Raw genomic sequence first — 20,940 nt, forward strand, 5'->3', positions numbered from 1 at the left:
ATACCGTCCGGTTGGTATGGTCGGGTCACAACCGTGAGAGGGGTGGCCGTGGACCGCTGGGGCATGACGATTCCGTTCTTCGGGCAGACGCCGGTCGAGTCGAAGGAGCTCGTCGCCGAGTTGCCCGCGCTGGGCTACACCGACGCGTGGTCGGCCGAGGTGGGCGGCACGGACGGGTTCGTCCCGCTGGCCCTGGCGGCCGAGTGGGCGCCGTCCCTGCGCCTGGGCACCGCGATCGTCCCCGTCTACACCCGCGGCCCGGCCCTGCTGGCCATGTCGGCGGCGACGCTGGCGGACCTCGCCCCCGGCAGGTTCGTGCTGGGCATCGGCGCGTCGTCCCCGGTCATCGTGGGCAACTGGAACGCCGGCGAGTTCGACAAGCCGTACGCGCGGGTGCGCGACACCCTGCGCTTCCTGCGGGCGGCCCTGGCCGGGGAGAAGGTGAGCGAGAGCTACGAGACCTTCGCCGTCAAGGGCTTCCGGCTGGAGAAGGCCCCCGCGACGCCGCCGAAGATCGTGCTGGCCGCGCTGCGGCCCGGGATGCTCCGCCTGGCCGCCCGCGAGGCCGACGGCGCGATCACCAACTGGCTGTCGCCCCAGGACGTACGGCAGGTGCGGGGCGAGCTGGGCCCGGAGACCGAGCTGACCGCGCGGCTGTTCGTCGTGGTGACCGAGGACGCGGCGAAGGCCCGCGAGATCGGCCGCCGGCTGCTGGCCGCCTATCTGACCGTGCCGGTGTACGCGGCGTTCCACGAGTGGCTGGGCCGGGGAGAGCTGCTGCGGCCCATGCAGGAGGCGTGGGCGGCCGGGGACCGGAAGGCCGCGCTGAAGGCGATCCCCGACGAGGTGGTGGACGACCTCGTCGTGCACGGCGACGCGGCGACCTGCCGCGCCCGGGTGCGGGAGTACGTGGCCGCCGGGCTGGACACGCCCGTGCTCGCCCCGCTGCCGGGCGGCGACCTGCCGCTCGCCGAGACCGTACGCGCGCTCGCGCCGGAAGCCTGACAGCCGGAACCGGGTGGGCCCCGCCGTACGTTAAGCAGCCGTACGTTAACCAAAGGGCAAAGCGGGCAGAGGTATCCCCCTGGAGGTGTCCTCATGGCGAAGGCAGGACGTGCGGCGGCCACCTGGCGCGCCTACCGCGAGGTCTCCAAGCCCGGCTCGCCGGGCCTTTCGGCCCGGCTGCGGGCCGTGCCCCGGATGCTCCGCGCGGCGGTGAAGGGCGACTATCGGGGCCTGACCAAGGGCAAGCTCGCCATGCTCGGCATGGCCGTGGCCTACATCGTGTCGCCCATCGACGTGATCCCCGACTTCCTGCTCGGTCTGGGAATCGTGGACGACTTCGGCGTGTTCGTCTGGCTGGCGACCGCGCTGCTCGGCGAGAGCGGCCAGTTCGTCGAGTGGGAGAGGGACCCCCGCGCCACGGTGAAGTGATCAATTGGTCATAATCCTACCGATTATGTAGGGTAATGCTCAAACCTCACTAAAGGTGCTGATCTACCGAAACGAGCATTACCGCCATGTCTTCACGCGCCTCCGCAGCCACGATCGAAGCCGCCCGAGCCGGGTGGGAGGCGTGGCGGGCGGAGCGGCTGGCCGCCGTACGGGCCCCGCTGGGCAACCTGGCTCTGGTGGAGACGCTGTGGCCGGCCCCGGGCGAGGAGGTGTCCCTTGAGGAGGCCCTCGCCGGCCGGCCGCCGAGCGTCACGGCCACGCGGATCGAGCGGACCCACATCGCGACCGGCGAGCCCGAGCACGGCATCCGGCTGTGGGACGCGGAGTCGCCCGCCATCCGTCACTTCGAGACCATCGACGTCTTCCCGTTCGCTCCCGAATGGGTGATCGAGGCCGTCTTCACCCCGGTGTCCGACACGCGCCTGCTGCCCTTCGAGCACCTCAAGGACGCCGGCGGCACCCGCGACCACGCGGTGCCCGGCGACATCACCTTCACGCTCGACGGCACGCCGTACAACCTGGCCGCCTTCGACGACGAGGGGACGCTGCTCCTCGTCCTCGGCGACCGCACCAACGGCTCGGCGACGTACGGCGGCGGGCGGTTCGTGACGGTGGAGCCCGAGCCCGGCGGCCGGGTCGTCCTGGACTTCAACCGCGCCTTCGCGCCGCCGTGCGCCTTCTCGCCCTTCTACAACTGTCCGCTGCCGCCGACGCGGAACCGGCTGGACGTGCCCGTCGAAGCGGGGGAGAAGCTCCCCGTCTTCCGTGACGGCTTCCTGCCGCACTGATCTCCCCCCTTTCTCCCACCTTTCTCCCCCATTCCCTCACCCCCTTTCTCACCCCACGGCACCAAGCGGCCGCATGGCCGCCGACCAGGAGAAACAGTGAACAGCAAGACGACGTCGCTGCTCGGCGCCGCACTCGTGCTCGCGCTCGCCCTCGCCGGGTGCGGATCGGGCTCCTCCGGGTCCGCAGGGTCTTCCGGGTCCGCAGGCTCGACGAGCGGCGCCGGGACGACGGCGGCGTACGACCCGGACGCGACGATCGAGATCGGATCGCTCTACGAGCCGCAGAACCTCGACAACACGGCCGGGGGCGGACAGGGCGTGACGGAGGCGTTCAACGGCAACGTCTACGAGGGCCTGTTCCGGCTCACCGACGACGGCAAGGTCGAGAGCCTGCTGGCCAAGGACCACACGGTGAGCAAGGACGGCCTCACCTACACCTTCACCCTGCGCGACGGCGTGAAGTTCCACTCGGGCAAGCCGCTCACCTCCGCCGACGTCAAGTACAGCATCGAGAAGGTCATCGGCCCCGACTCCCAGTCGGCCCGCAAGAGCAGCCTCACCGTGATCAAGAGCATCGACACGCCGGACGACTCCACCGTCAAGGTGAAGCTCTCCAGCAAGTCGATCTCACTCGTCTACAACCTCAGCTACGTGTGGATCGTCAACTCCCAGGCCAAGAACCTGACGACCACCGAGGACGGCACCGGCCCCTACACGCTGGGCGAGTGGAAGCGCGGCTCCGCGCTCACCCTTGAGCGCTTCCCCGGCTATTGGGGCACCCCCGCGACCAACAAGCAGGTCGTCTTCCACTACTTCACCGACGCGACCGCGCTGAACAACGCCCTGCTGACCAAGGCGGTCGACGTCGTGACCAGCGAGCAGAGCCCCGACGCGCTGGCGAACTTCGAGAACAGCGCCGACTACACGATCAACAACGGCAAGTCGACGACCAAGCTGCTGCTGGCGTTCAACGACCGCAAGGCGCCGTTCGACAAGGTGCTCGTCCGCAAGGCGATCACCTCGGCGATCGACAACAAGAAGCTGCTCAGCTCGATCTGGGGCGACTACGGCACGCTGATCGGCTCGATGGTGCCGCCCACCGACCCCTGGTATGAGGACCTCACCTCGGTCAACCCGTACGACCCGAACCTCGCCAAGCAGGAGCTCGCCCAGGCGGGCTACGCGAACGGCTTCTCCTTCACGCTCGACACGCCGAACTACGACCCCCATCCCACTGTCGCGACGTTCGTGAAGTCGGAGCTGGCCAAGGTCGGCATCACCGTGAACATCAACGTCATCACGGCCGACCAGTGGTACACCAAGGTCTACAAGAACCACGACTTCGCGGCGACGCTGCAGGAGCACGTCAACGACCGCGACGTGGTCTGGTACGGCAACCCCGACTTCTACTGGGGCTACGACAACCCGCAGGTCACCAAGTGGGTCGAGCAGGCCGAGCAGTCCGACACGGCCGAGGGGCAGACCGAGCTGCTGAAGAAGGTCAACCGGCAGATCGCCGCCGACGCGGCCAGCGACTGGCTCTACCTCTATCCGCAGATCGTCGTGGCGTCCTCGTCGCTGTCGGGCTACCCCGTCAACGGCCTGAACTCCCAGTTCTACGCGTACGGCATCAAGAAGAGCGGCGGCCGGGGCTGATGCCCTCGTCTGTGGCACCCTGATGACCGCATATTTGCTGCGCCGGACGGCGTTCCTCGTCGTCTCGCTGTTCCTGGCCGCCGTGGTGCTGTTCCTGCTGCTGCGCCTGCTGCCGGGCGACCCCGCCAACGCGCTGTTGTCGGTCGGGGCGAGCCCGGAGCAGGTCGCGGCGGCCCGCCACGCGATCGGGACCGACCGGCCGCTGCTCCAGCAGTTCGTCTCGTGGCTCGGCGAGATGGCGCGGCTCGACCTCGGCTCCTCGTTCGTCAGCACGCTTCCCGTCGGCCCCGAGATCGCCGCCCGGCTGGTCGTGACGGTGCCGCTGACGCTGCTCTCCTTCCTCCTGGCCGTCGTGATCGCCGTACCGGTCGGGTTCGTCGCGGCCTACCGGGCGAGCACCTGGTATGGCTCGGTGCTCAGCGCGCTGTCGCAGCTCGGCATCGCGGTGCCCGTCTTCTGGGTCGGCATGCTGCTGATCACGGTGTTCGCGCTCCACCTCGGCGTGCTGCCGGCCGGAGGGTTCCCCCAGGACGACTGGGCCGACCCGGGTGAGGCGCTCACCTCGCTGACGCTGCCCGTCGTCACGATCGCCCTGGTCATGTCGGCCTCGCTGATCCGCTACGTGCGGTCGGCCACGCTCGACGTGCTGGGCAGCGACTACCTGCGTACGGCGCGGGCGCTCGGCTCGTCGTTCATCGGGGCGATGTGGCGGCACGGTCTGCGCAACGCGGTGGTGCCGGTCGTCTCGATCCTGGGCATCGAGCTCGCCACCACCTTCCTCGGCGCGGTCGTGGTGGAGAGCGTGTTCGCGCTGCCCGGGCTCGGCACCATGCTCGTGAAGGGCTTCGCGCAGCACGACTATCCGGTCATCCAGGGGATCCTCGTGGTGAGCACGTTCGCGGTGCTGGTCATCGGGTTCGCGGCCGACCTCGTGCAGCGGCTCGTCGATCCGCGGCTGCGCCGCTCCCTCGGCGGGAGATTCCCGGGAGACGGCGCATGAGCGCGGGCCGCCGCCGTGTCTCCCGTCGTGTCCCCCGGTCGGCGACGCTGATCGCCGGCTGCGTCCTGGCCGGTCTCGTGCTCGCCGTGGCCGTCGTGTCGTTCTTCTGGCTGCCGTACGCGCCGGACGACACCACGGGCGGCCGGCTGATGCCACCGGGCCTGCCCCACCTGCTCGGCACCGACAAGCTCGGCAGAGACCTGCTCACCCAGCTCATGATCGGCGCGCGGGTCGCCCTGGAGGCGGGCGCGGGCGCGGTGCTGATCGGCGGGCTCGTGGGGCTCGCGGGCGGCCTCGCCGCCGGTTTCGCCACCCGCTGGCTCGACGACACGCTCTCGGCCCTCCTCGACATCCTCATCGCGTTCCCGACCGTGCTGCTGGCCATGCTCGTGACCGCCGCGCGGGAGGCGTCGCTCGGCTCGGCGATCATCGCGATCGGGCTGGCGATGTCGGCGATCGTGGCCCGGCTCACCCGGGTGCTGGTCAAGCGCGTGCTGGCCCAGGACTTCATCACGGCCTCACGCACCTCGGGCACGTCGTGGCCCCGGGTCGTCGTCGAACATGTGCTGCCGAACATCTGGCCGACGCTGTCGGTGAACCTCGCGCTGCAGTTCGGCCTGGCCGTCCTGGCGGAGGCGAGCCTGTCCTATCTCGGCCTGGGCGCACCGCCCCCCAACGCCTCCTGGGGGCGGATGCTCCAGGAGGCCCAGGCGAGCGTGTTCATCGCCCCGGCGGGGGTGATCGCCCCCGGCGTCCTGCTCGTCGTCCTCGTCGTCGGCGTCAACCTCATCGCCGACGGCGTGCGCGACGTGGCCGACCCGACCCGGAGGAGGACGAGGTGACCCTGCTCACCGTGACCGGGCTTCATGTACGCAGCGCCGAGGGCCGCGACCTCGTCTCGGACGTGTCGTTCACCCTGGGCGCGGGCGAGCGGCTGGGCCTGATCGGAGAGTCGGGGTCGGGCAAGTCCATGACCGCCCTGGCGATCATGGGGCTCGCGCCTCCCGGGATGACCGTCTCGGGCGGCGTCGTGTTCGACGCGCCCGGCCTGGGCCGTACGGACGTCGTGACGGCTGGAGAGCGGCGGCTCACCTCGCTGCGCGGCCGGGCGACGAGCACGGTCTTCCAGGAGCCGCTCACCGCCCTCGACCCGCTCATGCGCGTGGGCCGCCAGGTGGCCGAGCCGCTCCGGCGCCGGAGGGGGCTGCGCGGACGCGCCCTGCACGCGGCGGTGCGGGCCGCGCTCGAGGAGGTGCGGCTGGCCGACCCCGATCGGATCGCTCGCGCGTACCCCCACGAGATCTCCGGCGGCCAGCGCCAGCGGGTGGCGATCGCCATGGCCCTCGCCTGCGACCCCGCCCTGCTCATCGCGGACGAGCCCACGACCGCCCTGGACGTCACCGTGCAGGCCGAGGTCCTCACGCTGCTCGACGGCCTGGTGGAGGAACGGGGGATGGCGCTGCTGTTCATCAGCCACGACCTGGCGGTCGTCTCGCGCATCGCCGAGCGTGTCATCGTCCTCAAGAACGGCGTGGCGGTGGAGTCCGGCAGCGTCGGCGAGGTCGTCAACGCACCACGCCACCCGTACACGAGAGAGCTGGTGGGCAGCGCGCGCCGGCTCGACGGCGCACTCGAGTGGAGGACGTCATGACGCAGCCGACCCGGCCCGTCCTGGAGGTGCGGGGCGCGCACTTCGCCTACGGCCGTTCGGCCCCCGTGCTCACGGACGTCTCGGTCGCCGTCACGCCCGGACGCAGCCTCGCGCTGGTGGGGGAGTCGGGCGCGGGCAAGACCACGCTGCTGCGCCTGCTACTCGGGCTGGCCAGGCCGACGAGCGGCCAGGTCCTCTACGAGGGCAAGGAGCTCGCGCCGCGCGACCGGGCCCGGATGCGGGAGTTCCGGCGCGGCGTGCAGACGGTGTTCCAGGACCCGTACTCGTCGCTCGACCCCAGGCAGCGCGTGGGCCGGATCGTGTCGGAACCCCTGCGGTCGCTGGGGCTCAGACAGGACATGGCCGCCCGGGTCGCCGAGGCCCTGCGGTCGGTCGGCCTGCCCGAGGACGCCGCGAGCCGCTATCCGCAGGAGTTCTCCGGCGGGCAGCGGCAGCGCATCGCCATCGCACGGGCGATCGTGTGCGAGCCCCGCGTGCTGCTCGCGGACGAGCCGGTCAGCGCGCTCGACGTCTCCACCCGTGTGCGCGTCGTCGACCTGCTGCAGGAGCTCCGGGAGACCCGCGCGCTGACGGTCGTGATGGTGTCGCACGACCTGGCCGTGGTGGCCGCCCTCTGCCAGGAGGTGGCCGTGCTGGAGCGGGGCCGCATCGTCGAGCGGGGGGACACCGCCCAGGTGCTCGGCGCTCCCCGCCACCCCTACACGCGACGGCTGATCGACAGCGTCCCCCGGCTGCCCTCGCCGGCGAGCTAGAGCTGCTCCTGCCGCAGCCAGGCCCGGGAGGGCAGGGGGTGGCCGAACAGGCGGGCGGCGTTGCCGTACGAAACCCTGGCGATGTCGGCGGGAGGCAGGCTGCCGAGGTTGCGGGCAACGGCGCGCTGGGTGTCGGGCCAGGTGGACTCCGCGCGCGGATAGCCGGACTCGAGCAGCACGCGCTCCATGCCCACGGCGAGCCGCACCGAGCTCAGCGCGCTGTCGTCGAGCGTGCCGAAGTAGAAGTTGCGCCGCAGCACCTCGCTGGGCTTGAGGCCGCCCTCCCAGATCGGCTCGCCGGCCACGGGGTGGTCGAGCGCGTAGTCGGCCCGCTCGGCCAGCATCGGCAGCCACCCGACGCCGCCCTCCACGATGAGGACGCGCAGCTTGGGGAAGCGCAGCGCCACCCCCGACCACAGCCAGTCGGCGCAGGCGAACATGGCGCTCGCCGGGATCAGCGTGGTGATCGCCTCGACCGGGGTGTCCGGCGAGGGCACCGGTGCCCAGGAGGACGCGCCGGTGTGCAGGCACACGACCGTGCCGGTCTCCTCGCAGGCGGCGAAGAACGGGTCCCAGTGGCGGGTGTGGATGGACGGCAGCCGCAGCCGGGTGGGGAACTCGGGGAAAACGACGGCCTTGAAACCGCGTGACGCGTTGGCCCTGATCTCCTTCGCCGCGATCTCGGGATCGGGGAGCCAGGGAAGCTGGAGCGCGATCATGCGCTCGGGGTAGGTGCCGGCCCACACGTCCACGTGCCAGTCGTTCCAGGCCCGGACGAGCGCGAGCCCGAGGTCCTGGTCGCGGGTGCGGCCGAACGCCACCCCCGCCTGGCTCGCCAGCATGCCGGGGAAGCACAGCGCCGCCCAGATCCCGGCCCGGTCCATGTCGCCGACCCGGGCCTCGATGTCGTAGCAGCCCGGCCGCATGTCCTCGAAGCGTACGGGGTCGAGCGTCCACTGTTCCTTGGGCAGGCCCGCGCCCACGTCGAGCCCCGCGCAGGGATAGGTGGCGCCGCTGTACCGCCATACCTGGTGGCCCGAGTCGGTCTCCACGACCTTGGGCGCGAGGTCCTTGTATTTCTCCGGGAGGCGGTCCTCGAAGAGGTCGGCCGGCTCGATCAAGTGATCATCAACTGAGATGATCACGTAGTCCCGCCGCCTCGGCTCTGGGTCGGGATGCAGCGGCGTATTCACGGTAGTAAACGGTAGGGCCAAGGCATAACACGGTACAAGCTGCGAGGTCTCCGGTTGGTATCCGTTCGCTCACATTGCGGTGCGTACCGTCACGGCCTGTGACGCCTGCTCCGTACGGAGGTCGCGGGCCTCCCGGCGCACCAGGAGCACCCAGCCGCCCACCGCGATCCCGATGAACAGCCACCACTGCACGGCGTACGCCAGGTTGAGCCCGCCTCCGGCACCGACGTCGGGCGGCGGCAGGAGCTCGGGGGCCTCGCCGCCCTGCGGCTGCTGCGCGGTGAGCTCCACGAACCCGCCGAAGACCTTGTAGGGCAGGCCCCCGCCGATCGTGGGCGTGTCGATCAGCAGGATCTGGCCGGACGGCAGCCCTGACCGGTTCCTGATGCCGGTGTTGTCCTGCGTCTCGGCCGGACGGAGCCGTCCGGTGATCGTCACCTCGCCCGTGGGCGGAGCGGGCACCTGCGGCGGGGCGTCGGCGGTCGCCCCGGCCGGGACCCATCCCCGGTTCACCAGCACGGCGCCCTGGGGCGTGACGAGCGGAGTGATCACGTAGAACCCGACGCGGCTGTTCTGGGTCCGCCTGCGCACCACGAGCTCGTGGGTGGCGTCGTACCGTCCGGTGGCGGTGACGAGGCGATACCGGTCCCGCTCCGGCACGGATGCGCCGACCTGGTCCAGCCGGTCGAGCGGCACGGGCGCGGCGGCGAGGTTGGCGGTGATCCTCGTGCTCTCGGCCGACCGGTCCTCGAACCGCCCCCACTGCCACCTTCCCAGGAAGAAGAAGGCGGGGATCAGCACGAGCACGAGCAGGTGCAGCCCGACCCAGCGGCGCGAAAGGAGGAAACGGTACACGTCACCAGCCTAGGCAGCGACCTGAATGGTCCGGCTCTCAGGCTGCGTTTCAGGCCGGGTTTCAGGCCGGGGTACTGAGTCTGGCGCCGGGGCCGGGGCGGGGCGTCACCTCGCGCGGGCCGTCGATCCGGTGGCCCTCCTCACATGCCAGGTGCAGCGCGACGGGCGCGCCGCAGTCGCGGTGGGTCACCACGACCGGCGGTCCCTCGGGATCGGCCAGATAGCGGTCGCCCCAGTGCATGAGGGCGATCATGATCGGGTAGAGATCGAGGCCCTTCTGCGTGAGCCGATACTCGTCGCGCTGGCGCTGGCCGGGCTCCTGGTAGGGCACCTTCCGCAGCAGGCCCTCCTCGACGAGCCGGGACAGCCGCGCGCTCAGCACCTGCCGGGGCGCGCCGGTGCGCGTCTGAAGGTCGGCGAAGCGCCGGATGCCGTTGAACGCCTCGCGGAGGACCAGGAACGTCCACTTCTCGCCGAGCACGGCGAGGGTTCGCTCGATGGAGCAGTTGTCCACCCGATAACGCCGCATGTCGCGCATCGTAACCACAACCCCCTCCCTGCATCTAAGTCTACTTGACAGACTCAGCGCCTTCGGGAGAGCCTGAGTCCATGTTCGGAACTCAGGTGAGGCCCCTCGTGGACGTTCGTGTCGTGGAAGTGCGCGCGGCGCGCCCGGGCGACGACGAGCAGCGGGTGCGGCTCTTCGTGGCGGGCCTGTCGCAGGACACGCTGACGAACCGCTTCTTCGTCGGCCCGGGCCGGCCGAGCGCGAGCCTGATCCGCGCGATGGTCGCGCGCGACGACAGGCGCGACGCGCTGCTCGCGCTGCAGGGCGACGCCGTGATCGGCCACGCCATGAGCTATCTGGCCGACGGCTCCTCGGGGGTCGAGGCGGAGATCGCGGTCGTGGTGGACGACCGGTGGCAGGGCATCGGCGTGGGATCGCGGCTCGTGCGTACCCTCCTGCGGCGAGCGTCCGTACGCGGCGCGGTCGCCGTCGGCATGGACGTCATGACGGAGAACCGGCGGGTGCTGTCCATGGTGCGCAGGGCCTGGCCCTCTGCCACAATCACTACAGAGGGCACATCCGTCGAGATCAAAGCCGACCTCGCGTTTGCAGAACAAGGTTCTGTTGGTTCACCATTGACTATGTGAAGAGCGCGAAGAGCGGACGAGACGGCAGGGCCAGGATCATCGAGGGCGCCCTGCGCAGGTTCAGCCAGAGCGGGGTGTCTGCCACCACCCTGGCCAGCCTCCGGCAGGAGAGCGGCGTCAGCGTCGGCAGCTTCTATCACCACTTCACGAGCAAGGAACACGTCTTCGGCGTCCTCTACGCCGAGATCCAGGAGATGTACCAGGCCGCCTTCGTCGGCGAGCTCGTCCGCCACGAGGACGCCCGCGCCGGCATCGAGGCCATCGTCGCGATGCACATGGCCTGGTGCGGCGAGCACCCCGAGCGCGCCCGCCTGCTGATCAGCGAGCGCCCGCCCCGGCGCAACGAGCCCGGCGGGCCGGAGGTCGCCGAGTCGAGGCGCGAGTTCTTCCGCCAGGTCGCCGACTGGTGGCGGCCGCACATGAAGGACGGCGTGCTCCGTCCCGTCCCCGCCACCATGTGCTACGTGCTGTGGCTCGGCCCGGCGCAGGAGATGTGCCGCCTGTGGTTCAGCGGCGCCCACCAGCCCACCGAGGAGGAGATCCGCGAGCTGGGCGAGGCCGCCTGGAACAGCCTCAAGATGCCTTAGTCGCGTCTTGCCCCGCGATAGATTCGATGCGTGGACGCCCCTTCTGACCTGGTCCGGCGGCTTCGCGACAGATTCGTGGAGACCGGATACACGATCGACGGCGTGCGTGAGCGGCTGGGCGACATGGCCGCCGCCGCACTGGCCCGTGAGGAGATCGTGCCCGCGCTGCGCGCCACCAGGGACGCCGACCCCCTCGCCACACTGATCCGGCTGTGGTGGCTGGGCACCCCGGTCAGCATGGCCGCCGCCGACCTCCCGGTGCAGGGCCTCATCGAGGCCGGGCTGCTGGTGCGCCTGGGCGACTCCGTGCAGGCCACCGTGCACCTCCAGCCCTGGGACACCGGCACGGGCGACCCGGCGTACGTCGTCTCCGACCGGAAGGTGCGGCCCGGCGATCCCTCCCTGCGGCCCGACCACGTCGTGGGCGCGGGCGGCGCCTCGGCCAACCTCGCGCAGCTCGGCTGGGCCGCCCCGGTCGAGCGGGCGCTCGACCTCGGCACCGGCTGCGGTGTGCAGGTGCTGCACCTGGCCCCCAGGGCCGGGCACGTGGTCGCGACCGACGTGAACCGCAGGGCGCTGCGGCTGGCCCGCCTGAGCTGGGGCCTGTCCGGCGTGACCGGCGTCGAGGCCCGCGAGGGCTCGATGTACGACCCCGTGGACGACGAGCGGTTCGACCTCGTGGTGTCCAACCCGCCGTTCGTCATCGCGCCCGAGGCCAGGTACACCTACCGGGAGGCCGGGCGGCGCGGCGACGAGTTCTGCCGCGACCTCGTACGGCGCACGCCCCGGCACCTCGCCCAGGGCGGTCAGGCGCGTTTCCTCGCCAACTGGCTGCACGTCAAGGGCGAGGACTGGCAGGACAGGGTGGGCGGCTGGCTCGCCGAGACCGGCTGCGACGGCTGGGCCGTGCAGCGCGACGTGCAGGACCCGGCCGAATATGTCGAGCTGTGGCTGCGGGACTCCGCCGAACACGGCACCTCGGCCTACCGGGAGCGCTATGACGAGTGGCTCGGCTGGTTCGAGTCGATGGACGTGACCGGCGTCGGCTTCGGCTGGATCGCCCTGCACGACTCCGGCTCGATGACCCCGCTCGTGCGGGTGGAGGAGATGACCCAGCCGGTCGAGCCCCCGTCCGGCGCGCTGGTCGAGGAGGTGCTGCGCGCGGCCCGCACCGCCCACGAGCTGTCCGACGACGACCTGCTCGACGCGCGGCTGAAACCCGCCGAGGGCGTCGTGGAGGAACGCGTCGGGCCGCCCGGCGCCGACGACCCCTCCCGCATCGTCCTGCGGCAGACCCGGGGCGCGCGCCGTACGGCCGCCGTGGGGACGGTGGAGGCGGCCCTCGCGGGCGTGTGCGACGGCGAACTGCCCACGCGCCCGCTGCTCGCCGCGATCGCCGAGCTGACCGGTGAGGACCCCGGCGACGTGCTCGGGCGGGCTCCCGCCGCGCTGCGGTCGCTGATCGCCGAGGGCTTCCTCGACGTTGCAAGCCCACGTTGATCGGAGTTTGAACGGCCGGGCCGACACTGGTCGTGAGCGGGCTTCGGGGGGGTTCGGAGCCCGCGCACCAAGCCCGGCCGGTCGCCGACGTGAGGCGGCGAGTCGTCACGGGGCGCACCGGTAGGATCCGGGCCCCCTGCGCGTCCCAGCGTGACGACGGGCGACCGGCCGGGCGTCCAGCCTCCCGCACGCGAAGATGGGTGTTCGGTGTGATCAACCACGTCCGGATGAGCCGGCTCGACGATGATCTACGTCTCGACCTGTTCGCGCAGGAGGGCGCGGATGTCGTCGGCCTCGGGCGACTGGAGCCGGGTGAAGATGTCGAGGGCCTTGACCAGGGCCTGCCTGCCCCGGCCGGTCTCCCCGAGTCCCGCGAGGGCCTTGCCGAGGGCGGCCAGTGACTGCGCCTCGCCGTACGGGTGGGTGATCTCGCGGCTCACGGTCAGCGCCTGCTCGGCGTGCCGGGCGGCCTCCGCGAACCGACCGGCGGCGATGAAGGTGGCGGCGAGCCGATAGCAGACCCGCTGCTCCCAGACGCGCTGGTTGCTCGCGCGGAAGAAGGCCAGGCACTCGGCGTGGTGGACGACGGCCTCGTTGAGCCGCCCGACATAGGACAGCACATTGCCGAGGTGATAGCGGGCCCGGGCCACCCCCGCGCCGCTGCCGATCTCGGTGAAGACCGCCAGCCCGCGCTCGGCCGCCGCGATGGCGTCGTCCGGCCGTCCCAGGCCCAGGTGGTCACGAGCGGAGTAGCACGACGCGAGCGCCTCGCCCGCGGGGTTGCCCGTCTCCCGGTGGACCGCCGTCGCCCGCTCGAACCATTCGAGCGCCTCGGTGTGGCGGCGCCGCCGGCCGGCGACGACCGCCAGCGCGTTGCACGTCTCGCCCAGCACGATGTGGTCGCCGGTCTCCTCGCCCAGGGTCCGCGCGGCGAGGAAATGGGTCTCGGCCTCGGCCAGCCGGTTCGCGCCGAACAGCACCCGGCCCAGCACATAGCGGCAGCGCAGCTCGGCGCGCCGCTCACCGGCCTGGCGCGTCGCCGTCAGCAGGGCCGACGTGCGCTGCTCGAAGTCCCGCTGGTTGGTGCCCGACTCCAGCAGCGGCTCCATCGCCAGCAGCAGGTCGGCCGCCGCGAGCAGGTCCTCGCCCGATTCGTCCTGTGTCCCTGCTGCCTGGGCCCCGCATGCTTGGGCGACCGCGCCGAACATGTCCTCGGCCTCCGCCGACAGCCAGGCCACGGCCTCGTCTGCCGAGGAGAAGGAATGGCCGAGCACGCCCAGGCCCGTGAGGTTGTCGGCGATCCGGCTGCCCTCGTACGCCAGCCGGTGGGCCGCACCCGCCGACACCAGATAGAAGCCCAGCAGCCGCCGCAGGGCGAGCGCGCGGGCCGCGGGCTCCTCGGCGGCCTCCGCCTGCCGCCGGGCGAACAGCTTGAGCAGGTCGTGGAAGCGGTAGCGGCCCGGCGCGGGCGCCTCCAGCAGGCTGGCGTCGACCAGCGACTCGATCACGTCCTCGGCCTCGGCCGGGCTGAGGTCGAGCACGGCCGCCGCCGCGAAGACCGAGATGCCCGAGCCCGCCGGCAGCGACAGCAGCCGAAACGCCCGCCCTTGCCGGGTGTCGAGCTGGCCGTACCCGAGGGCGAACGTGGCCGAGACCGCCAGGTTGCCGATCTTCATCTCGTCGAGGCGGCGGCGCTCGTCGGCCAGCCGGGGGACGAGCGAGGCCACCGTCCAGGACGGGCGGGAGGCGAGCCGGGCCGCGACGATCCGCACGGCCAGCGGCAGGAAACTGCAGGCGGCGACCACGTCCATGGCGGCGGCCCGTTCCGCCGCCACCCTCTCGGGTCCCGCGACCGCCGCGAGCAGCGACAGCGCCTCCTCGGGCTCCATCACGTCGAGGTCGATGAGCCGGGCCGCGGGCAGGTCGGCCAGCTTGCCCCGGCTCGTGATGATCGCGGCGCAGCCGGCCGAGCCGGGCAGCAGGTGCTCGACCTGCTCGGCGTCGCGGGCGTTGTCGAGCAGCACCAGCATCCTGCGGTCGGCGAGCAACGACCGGAACAGCGCGGAGCGCTCCGCCAGGCCGTCGGGGATGACGTCCATCGGGATGCCGAGGGCCCGCAGGAACGCGACCAGCGCGGTCTCGGGCGCGGTCGGCTCGGCGCCGTATCCCCGCAGGTCGGCGTAGAGCTGGCCGTCGGGGAACAGGTCGTCGGCGAGATGGGCCACATGGACGGCCAGGGTCGTCTTGCCCACGCCGCCGATGCCCGACATCGCCGCGATCGGCACGCCCTCGCGCGCCCCCTCTCCACCCAGCAGCGCGAGCAGCCTGCGCACCAGGCCGGTGCGTCCGGTGAAGTCGGGCACGGCCGCCGGGAGCTGCGCCGGTCTCGGCATCTCGATGGCCGGGCCGGTCTCGGCCGCCGGGGCGTCATCGTGGACATCCTGCTGCGAGAGCCGTACGGGAGGGGGTGCGGGGGCGAGGGAGGGGTCGGCGGCGAGGATCCGCCGGTGGAGGCGGGCCAGCTCGGCCCCGGGCTCGATGCCGAGCTCCTCGACCAGCGCCCGCCGGGTGTCGGTGAAGACCGACAGCGCCTCGGCCTGCCTGCCGCACCGGTAGTAGGCCAGCATGAGCTGGGCGCGCAACCGCTCGCGCAGCGGGTGCTCCGCGGTGAGCGCGACCAGCTCGGAGACGATCTCCGCGTGCCGGCCCAGCTCAAGGTCGAGCTCCATGAGCGTCTCGACCGCGCTCATCCGGCGCTCGGCAAGCCGGTCGCGCTGGTGCTCGGCGTACGGGCCGACCGCGCCGGCCAGTGGCTCGCCGGACCACAGGCGCAGGGCCCCGCGCAGCCGACGGGCGGCCTCCCCGGCGCGGCCCGTACGGCGGTCGGACTCGGCGGCGGCGCACTCGCGCTCGAAGACGGCGAGGTCGAAGCGGGCGGGGCCGGAGTCTCCGGAATCGAGCCGCAGCGCGTATCCCCGGCCCACGGAGGTCAGCAGCCGCGGCGGGGTCCTCGGGGAACGGTCCGGCTCCAGGACGGTGCGCAGGCGGGAGACGTAGGTGCGCAGCGCGCCGAGCGCGCGCGGGGGCGCGTCCTCCCCCCACACGCCGTCGATCATCTCGTCCGGCGTGACCGCGTGCCCCTCTCTCAGCAGGAGCATCGCGAGAATGGAGCGTTGCAACGGTGTGCCAAGGTCGAGCTCCACGCCGTCACGCCAGGCAAGGACGGGTCCCAGCACGGCGAAGCGCAGGCCGTCCACGGCGGCGTGATCAGGCATGTGACCTGTCTCCCAATGGCAAGATTTCCGACCAAATGATAGATCGTGCGAGGCGGCGGCAATAGAACCATGCGCGCTGGTTCAGTCTGCGTACAGGTGCTTGAAAGTGGCCTGCAAACCACGGCGAGAGCGGTGAAAGCGGGTTGCAGGCGGGCGGGCCTATCACTGAGGAGCAACCCCGACAGCACCCCGCATCGGGGGATCGTCCTCGAACAGGAGAACCGAAATGCGACGCTCCATCACCCTCGGGCTCGCCGCCGCCACCACCGTCGCCGCCCTCGGGCTGCCGGCCCTGGCGACCGCGGCCAACGCCGCCCCCGCCTCCGCCCCCGCCTCCGCCTCCTCCGCCGCCACCGCCTCCGCCCCGCACCACCACGACTGGGACTACGACGGCTGGTGGGGCACCTACTGGTCCTCCAACCACCTCGCCAAGGCCAAGGGCTACGTCGACGTGAACTACGACCACGAGGAGTCGAACCGGGTCCACATCACCGGCAAGCTGTACGACAACGACCACCGCACCTACCGGCAGGGCGGCAAGTGCGCGTACATCAAGTTCCGGGTGTCCTACTGGGACGACGGCGAGGACGACTGGTCCTCCAGCTACAAGTCGTACAAGTACTGCGGCGCCGGCGGCTACAAGCAGATCAACTTCTGGCGCTACGACGTCGCCCAGGTCCAGGCGAAGGTCTGCCAGATCGGCTTGTACAGCAACGTGCCCGTCAAGTGCGGCTACTGGCGCGACATCTACAACGCCTACGACGAGGACTTCGGCTACGACGTCTGATCACCCTCGCATGAGGCGGCCCGTCCCTTCCGGGACGGGCCGCTTTTTTCTGTGGGCTCTTTATTGACTGATCACGCTGCTTCCGACGCCGGCTCCAGAATGCCCAGCTTCGCGCGAAGACGTTCGCGTACGGCGGGCCACTCGGGACTCAGGATCGAGTAGTACGCGGTATCTCGGACCGTGTCGTCGGCGCCTCGGCTGTCCGCTCGTCGCACACCGTCGAGGTGCGCGCCGAGGGCCTCGATGGCGACCCGGGATCGGGTGTTGCGTACGTCTGCCTTGAGGGTGATCCGGTGAACCTGCCAGGTCTCGAAGGCCAGGGAGAGCATCAGGTATTTGCTCTCCCGGTTGACACCGGTGCCCTGGGCCGACGCGGCGAGCCAGGTGTACCCGATGTCCGCGACGGACGGGACCTCGCCCACCGCGCCCTTGGTCCCCGGTGGCCAGGGCATCGGGCCCTGCCAATACTCCAGGTTCATCAGACGGGTGGCACCGACCACGCGGTCGGTGTGCAGCCACCGGATGGCGAAGGGCAGCGTGCGGCCCTCCGCCTGCTCAGCCAAGGCGGCCTCCACGTAGGAGGCCATCTCATCCCGGCCAGCGGGAACGCGAGTGAAGGCGTATGTGGAACGGTCTTCACTCGCCGCGGCGACGAGGTCGTCGAGCACCGCGAGGCTGAGCGGTTCCAGGCGCACGGAGCGCCCGGACAGGGTGACAAAAGCGGGCATGAGCACATGATGGGGGCTGCTGACCACGCCTGATACCAAATGACACGAGACATCTTGGCGGGGTGTGGGTTAAGGGGTGTGCCCCCGTGTGAAACCGCAGGTCAGAGCATTGATTCGGGCCCCCTGCGGCGGGCGGCCAGGGTAAAGATTTGGTCAAAGATCCACGGGGCCCGGCGAACGCTTCAGCCGAGTGTGACGGGGACGTCCGCAGGCGTGCCGAACCAGGTCTTCAGCGCCTTGATGAGCCCTTCGGAATCGGTGGCATCCGGGTCCTCCGCCCACGCGACGACGCCGTCCGGGCGGACGAGCAGCGCGCCGGGAGCGTGCGCGTCGCGTATCGCCGTCGTGACGGTGGCGACCCGGTCGCCGTACCCGTCCGCCGCCGTGCCGTCGAGCCGGGATCCGCTCTGGCGGCTCTGGCGGCTCTGGCGGACGAGCAGGCCGCGACCGTCGTGGAGGTGGTCGGCGAGCCGTGAACCGTCCTCGAACTCGTAGTCGGGCGCACTGCGCCCCACCAGGGGGTGGCCGCTGTCGCCGGGCATGTCGTACCGCTGCCAGACGCCGGAGATCTTCTTCACGAAGTACGTGGTGCCGGTGACCGTTCCGAGCAGGTCGGCGACCACCGTCCGCGCCGCCCGCGCGTGGGCGTCCGGACGCATCAGGGCGATCTGGGCGCGCGTCCAGTCGAGCACCCAGGCACCGATCGGGTGCCGCTCCCGCGTGTAGGTGTCGAGAAGCCCCTCCGGCGCCTGCCCGCGTACGACCGCCGCGAGCTTCCAGCCGAGGTTCACCGCGTCGCCCAGCCCCAGGTTCAGGCCCTGGCCGCCGAAGGGCGAGTGGACGTGCGCGGCGTCGCCGGCCAGCAGCACCCGGCCGAGCCGGTAGGTCGTCGCCTGCCGTGCGTTGTCCGTGAATCGCGTGACCGACCTGATCGCCTTGACGACGACGTCGGAGCCCGTGACGTGCCTGACCGCGTCCTGCAGTTCCCCCGTCGTCACCGGTTCGGTCTTGTCGGCCTTGCCGGGCGCGCCGTCGTCGAAGCGTACGACGAGGATGCGCCCCGGCACCGGCCCGTGGGAGTAGATCCCGGTGGGAGTGGACTGCCAGCCCACGCCGAGGTCGTCGGTGCCCTCCATCTCCGCGATGGCCTGGTAGGCGGTGATCTCCGGGTCCGTCCCCGGGAACTCGAAGCGGGCCAGCTTGCGCACCATGCTCCTGCCGCCGTCGCAGCCCACGAGCCAGCGGCCGTGCACCGGGCCGCCGGTCGTGGTGACCGTGACCTGCTCGCCGTCGTCGGTGAAGCCGGTCACCTCGACACCGCGCCGCACCTCGACTCCCAGCTTGGCCGCGCGTTCGGCGAGGATCTGTTCGAGCTGCTGCTGGGGCACCAGGCCGATCTCGGCGATCGGTCCCCGGCCGGACAGGTCGGGGTCGTCCTCGTCCAGGAGATCGGCGCTCAGCATCATCCCGGCGAAGTGGCCGGCGAACCTGGGCGGAGTCCGCTGTGGTCCTCCCGCGGCGGCCCGTTTCTGCATGAACGCCTTCACGACCTCCATCGCCCGCTCCTGCACCTCCTTCAGCGCGGGCAGCAGGCCCCGCCGATAGAGCGCCTCCACGCTGGGCGTGTTGAGCGCGCCGGCTTTGACCGTCGGGTCGATCTCGGTCAGCCGTTCGAGCACCACGACCGACGCCCCGCCCAGCCGCAGCTCGCAGGCCAGCATCAGGCCGACCGGCCCTCCGCCGGCCACAACGACGTCGTACGACATTCGCCCTCCCCGTAGTTGCCGTTGCTATAAACTTACTGTCGCTATAAGTTTTTAGCAACTAGAATGAGGCGGGTGACGGAGAGCATGGGGTTGCGGGAGCGGAAGAAGCGGCAGACCCGCTCGCTCATCTCCGACGTGGCGTCGCACCTGTTCATGCAGCGCGGATTCGACAACGTCACGGTCGCCGAGGTCGCCGAGGCGGCCGGAGTCTCGGCCAAGACCGTCTTCAACTACTTCCCCCGCAAGGAGGACCTGTTCCTCGACCGCTATCCCGAGGCGGTCGAGCTGGTCACCCGCGCCGTACGGGAACGCGCCGAGGGGGAGAGCCCTCTCGCCGCGCTGCGCCGGCTGTTCCTCGGCATGCTCAGGGAAGGTCATCCGCTCGGCGGGATCGCGCCCGGGTATGAGGTGTTCTGGCAGGTGATCCTGGACTCGCCCGCGCTCAGGGCCCGGGCGAGGGAACTGGCCGAGGAGTTCGAGGGTGTGCTCGCCGGCCTGTTCGCCGAGGCGGCCGGAAGCGATCGAGCCGACCCGGCCCCGCGCCTCGCGGCCGCCCTGGTGGTCGCCGCCTACCGCGCCGTTTATCTCACCAGCATCGACAGGATCCGCGCCGGTGAACCCATGCAGGACGTGATCGCCGACCGCGCCGTCCAGCTCGACCGGGCCCTGCGCGCGGTCGAACACGCCGTCGCCGCCTTCTGATCAAGCCCTGTCGCCGTTTTCTGAGCCTTCGCCGTTCTGAGCCTTCGCCGTTCTGGGCCTTGGCCGTTCTGAGTCTTGGCCGTTCTGGGCCTTCGGCGCTTTCCGGGCAGCGCCGTCCCCACTTTCTCGGCAGTGCCATCGCCGTTTTCCGGGCAGTGCCGCCGCCGTTTCCGGGCTTTCGGCGCTTGCTGGCAGTGCCTTCCGAGCCCTCTGAGCGGCGCCTTTGCTGCCCCTTCTGGCAGCCCCTTCTGGCAGCCCCTTCGGCGGCCGGCACGCCCTCTCTTCCGGGTTGACCTGCGGCTCCAACCTTTCGCTTCGCACTGTTGCTACTCGCTCACGTAGCGTGAGAGAATGCATACATCAGTTCGAATCAAGCGAGGAGGGTGTGATGGATCTGTTCGACATCGATCCTGAGCACCTTCGTCGTTCGAACGATGGCGACGGGGAGTGGTGGGACCGTCTGATCGCCAATTCCCCGCTGTGGTCGTCCGACGGCTCGTCCGCCCGCGACCCCTTCCCGATCATCGGCCTTGAGTCGCAGCAGCGTGCGAGCCTCGCCGAGGCCGAGGCCGAGGCCGAGGGCGACACCGACAGCGACACCGACGGCAGCGCCGGCGGTGGCGCGCCCGGTGCCGGTCAGGGCAAGGGCCGTTCGTCGTGGGTGGTGGTGGGGTCTGTTCGTGAGGTGGCGCAGGAGCTGGCGCTGGTCCCGCTTCCCGATGACGTGGACGTCTGTCTGGCTGAGGCGGAGGAGTTGCTGTTCGCCCGGGATCGGATCACGTGCGCGCTGGCCGACCGGGTGGGGCGGGTGCATGCGACCGGGCAGGCCAAGGAGCATGGGCATGCCTCCACCCGGTCGTGGTTGCGTACCGCCGGTGGGATGACGGTGGGGGGTGCGGGCCGCCTGCTGATGCTGGGCGCTGAGCTGCCGCGCCTGCCGGTGGTGCGGGAGAAGTTCGCCGTGGGTGAGTTGGCGGCGGGGGTGGTGGAGGCCATCTGCGCCGCTGTCGCCGGGCTGACCGATGAGAACGCCGCACTGGCGGAGCCGATCCTGGTGGAGCTGGCGGGT

20 protein-coding genes are annotated in these 20,940 nt (G+C 71.2%); 14 read left to right on the forward strand and 6 right to left on the reverse strand.

Translation table 11 applies throughout. The features are described 5' to 3' along the window. Window positions 1–63: 63 nt before the first annotated feature. The 8 genes from FLX08_RS18750 to FLX08_RS18785 all read left to right on the forward strand — a co-directional run bounded on the left by FLX08_RS18750 (window position 64) and on the right by FLX08_RS18785 (window position 7,323). Window positions 64–1,005, forward strand: coding sequence for an LLM class F420-dependent oxidoreductase (locus FLX08_RS18750; protein WP_208761530.1), 942 nt, complete (start codon window positions 64–66; stop codon window positions 1,003–1,005). A 93-nt stretch (window positions 1,006–1,098) separates the two neighbouring features. After that, window positions 1,099–1,434: a YkvA family protein gene (locus tag FLX08_RS18755; RefSeq protein WP_142620162.1), complete on the forward strand. Its 336-nt coding sequence runs from the start codon at window positions 1,099–1,101 to the stop codon at window positions 1,432–1,434. 86 nt (window positions 1,435–1,520) lie between these two features. Beyond that, the gene (locus FLX08_RS18760) at window positions 1,521–2,243 is read left to right on the forward strand and encodes a DUF1684 domain-containing protein (RefSeq protein WP_142620163.1); all 723 of its coding nucleotides are present in this window, start codon (window positions 1,521–1,523) and stop codon (window positions 2,241–2,243) included. A gap of 96 nt (window positions 2,244–2,339) precedes the next feature. Next, window positions 2,340–3,899 carry an ABC transporter substrate-binding protein gene (locus FLX08_RS18765; RefSeq protein ID WP_142620164.1) on the forward strand — a complete coding sequence of 520 codons (1,560 nt, stop codon included), beginning with the start codon at window positions 2,340–2,342 and terminating at the stop codon, window positions 3,897–3,899. A 22-nt stretch (window positions 3,900–3,921) separates the two neighbouring features. Then, window positions 3,922–4,899 carry an ABC transporter permease gene (locus FLX08_RS18770; protein WP_142620165.1) on the forward strand — a complete coding sequence of 326 codons (978 nt, stop codon included), beginning with the start codon at window positions 3,922–3,924 and terminating at the stop codon, window positions 4,897–4,899. Beyond that, window positions 4,896–5,741, forward strand: coding sequence for an ABC transporter permease (locus tag FLX08_RS18775; RefSeq protein WP_142620166.1), 846 nt, complete (start codon window positions 4,896–4,898; stop codon window positions 5,739–5,741). Before FLX08_RS18770 ends, FLX08_RS18775 begins: the two co-directional genes overlap by 4 nt. Next, on the forward strand, window positions 5,738–6,550 hold the full coding sequence (locus tag FLX08_RS18780; RefSeq protein WP_142620167.1) for an ABC transporter ATP-binding protein: 813 nt from the start codon (window positions 5,738–5,740) through the stop codon (window positions 6,548–6,550). Before FLX08_RS18775 ends, FLX08_RS18780 begins: the two co-directional genes overlap by 4 nt. Then, window positions 6,547–7,323: an ABC transporter ATP-binding protein gene (locus FLX08_RS18785; protein WP_142620168.1), complete on the forward strand. Its 777-nt coding sequence runs from the start codon at window positions 6,547–6,549 to the stop codon at window positions 7,321–7,323. Before FLX08_RS18780 ends, FLX08_RS18785 begins: the two co-directional genes overlap by 4 nt. On the opposite strand, the gene FLX08_RS18790 is transcribed toward FLX08_RS18785, so the two are convergent. The 3 genes from FLX08_RS18790 to FLX08_RS18800 all read right to left on the reverse strand — a co-directional run bounded on the left by FLX08_RS18790 (window position 7,320) and on the right by FLX08_RS18800 (window position 9,909). Next, entirely contained in the window at window positions 7,320–8,444 is a 1,125-nt protein-coding gene (locus FLX08_RS18790; RefSeq protein WP_244312736.1) for an amidohydrolase family protein, read from the reverse strand. The genes FLX08_RS18785 and FLX08_RS18790 overlap by 4 nt on opposite strands. Before the next feature lie 141 nt (window positions 8,445–8,585). Beyond that, window positions 8,586–9,371 (reverse strand): SURF1 family cytochrome oxidase biogenesis protein, encoded by a 786-nt coding sequence (locus FLX08_RS18795; RefSeq protein WP_142620170.1) that lies wholly within the window; start codon window positions 9,369–9,371, stop codon window positions 8,586–8,588. A 61-nt stretch (window positions 9,372–9,432) separates the two neighbouring features. Continuing rightward, window positions 9,433–9,909 (reverse strand): winged helix-turn-helix transcriptional regulator, encoded by a 477-nt coding sequence (locus FLX08_RS18800; protein ID WP_142620185.1) that lies wholly within the window; start codon window positions 9,907–9,909, stop codon window positions 9,433–9,435. Window positions 9,910–10,007: 98 nt separating this feature from the next. Here FLX08_RS18800 and FLX08_RS18805 point away from each other — a divergent pair, with 98 nt between their 5' ends. From FLX08_RS18805 to FLX08_RS18815, 3 genes are read left to right on the forward strand one after another with little or no spacing between them, the layout of a single operon-like run. Beyond that, the gene (locus FLX08_RS18805) at window positions 10,008–10,526 is read left to right on the forward strand and encodes a GNAT family N-acetyltransferase (protein ID WP_244312737.1); all 519 of its coding nucleotides are present in this window, start codon (window positions 10,008–10,010) and stop codon (window positions 10,524–10,526) included. Then, a complete protein-coding gene (locus FLX08_RS18810) occupies window positions 10,523–11,113 on the forward strand; it encodes a TetR/AcrR family transcriptional regulator (RefSeq protein WP_142620172.1) in 591 nt (196 codons plus the stop codon). The genes FLX08_RS18805 and FLX08_RS18810 overlap by 4 nt, the downstream gene beginning before the upstream one ends. Before the next feature lie 30 nt (window positions 11,114–11,143). After that, window positions 11,144–12,613: a DUF7059 domain-containing protein gene (locus tag FLX08_RS18815; RefSeq protein WP_244312738.1), complete on the forward strand. Its 1,470-nt coding sequence runs from the start codon at window positions 11,144–11,146 to the stop codon at window positions 12,611–12,613. Window positions 12,614–12,861: 248 nt separating this feature from the next. Here FLX08_RS18815 and FLX08_RS18820 read toward each other — a convergent pair whose 3' ends face one another. Continuing rightward, the gene (locus FLX08_RS18820) at window positions 12,862–15,888 is read right to left on the reverse strand and encodes an AfsR/SARP family transcriptional regulator (protein ID WP_142620173.1); all 3,027 of its coding nucleotides are present in this window, start codon (window positions 15,886–15,888) and stop codon (window positions 12,862–12,864) included. 226 nt (window positions 15,889–16,114) lie between these two features. Here FLX08_RS18820 and FLX08_RS40720 point away from each other — a divergent pair, with 226 nt between their 5' ends. Beyond that, entirely contained in the window at window positions 16,115–16,675 is a 561-nt protein-coding gene (locus FLX08_RS40720; RefSeq protein WP_167530483.1) for a hypothetical protein, read from the forward strand. A 71-nt stretch (window positions 16,676–16,746) separates the two neighbouring features. Here FLX08_RS40720 and FLX08_RS18830 read toward each other — a convergent pair whose 3' ends face one another. Then, window positions 16,747–17,403, reverse strand: a complete 657-nt coding sequence (locus FLX08_RS18830) for a GNAT family N-acetyltransferase (protein WP_142620174.1) — start codon at window positions 17,401–17,403, stop codon at window positions 16,747–16,749. 182 nt (window positions 17,404–17,585) lie between these two features. Next, complete coding sequence (locus FLX08_RS18835; protein WP_142620175.1) at window positions 17,586–19,169, reverse strand: FAD-dependent oxidoreductase; 1,584 nt, start codon at window positions 19,167–19,169, stop codon at window positions 17,586–17,588. A 72-nt stretch (window positions 19,170–19,241) separates the two neighbouring features. Here FLX08_RS18835 and FLX08_RS18840 point away from each other — a divergent pair, with 72 nt between their 5' ends. Continuing rightward, window positions 19,242–19,871 carry a TetR/AcrR family transcriptional regulator gene (locus FLX08_RS18840; protein WP_208761527.1) on the forward strand — a complete coding sequence of 210 codons (630 nt, stop codon included), beginning with the start codon at window positions 19,242–19,244 and terminating at the stop codon, window positions 19,869–19,871. 388 nt (window positions 19,872–20,259) lie between these two features. Then, the coding region (locus tag FLX08_RS18845) for a hypothetical protein (protein ID WP_208761528.1) at window positions 20,260–20,940 on the forward strand (681 nt) is incomplete at its 3' end.

Origin of the sequence: Microbispora hainanensis (assembly GCF_006874475.1) — a bacterium.
Classification (GTDB): domain Bacteria; phylum Actinomycetota; class Actinomycetes; order Streptosporangiales; family Streptosporangiaceae; genus Microbispora; species Microbispora hainanensis.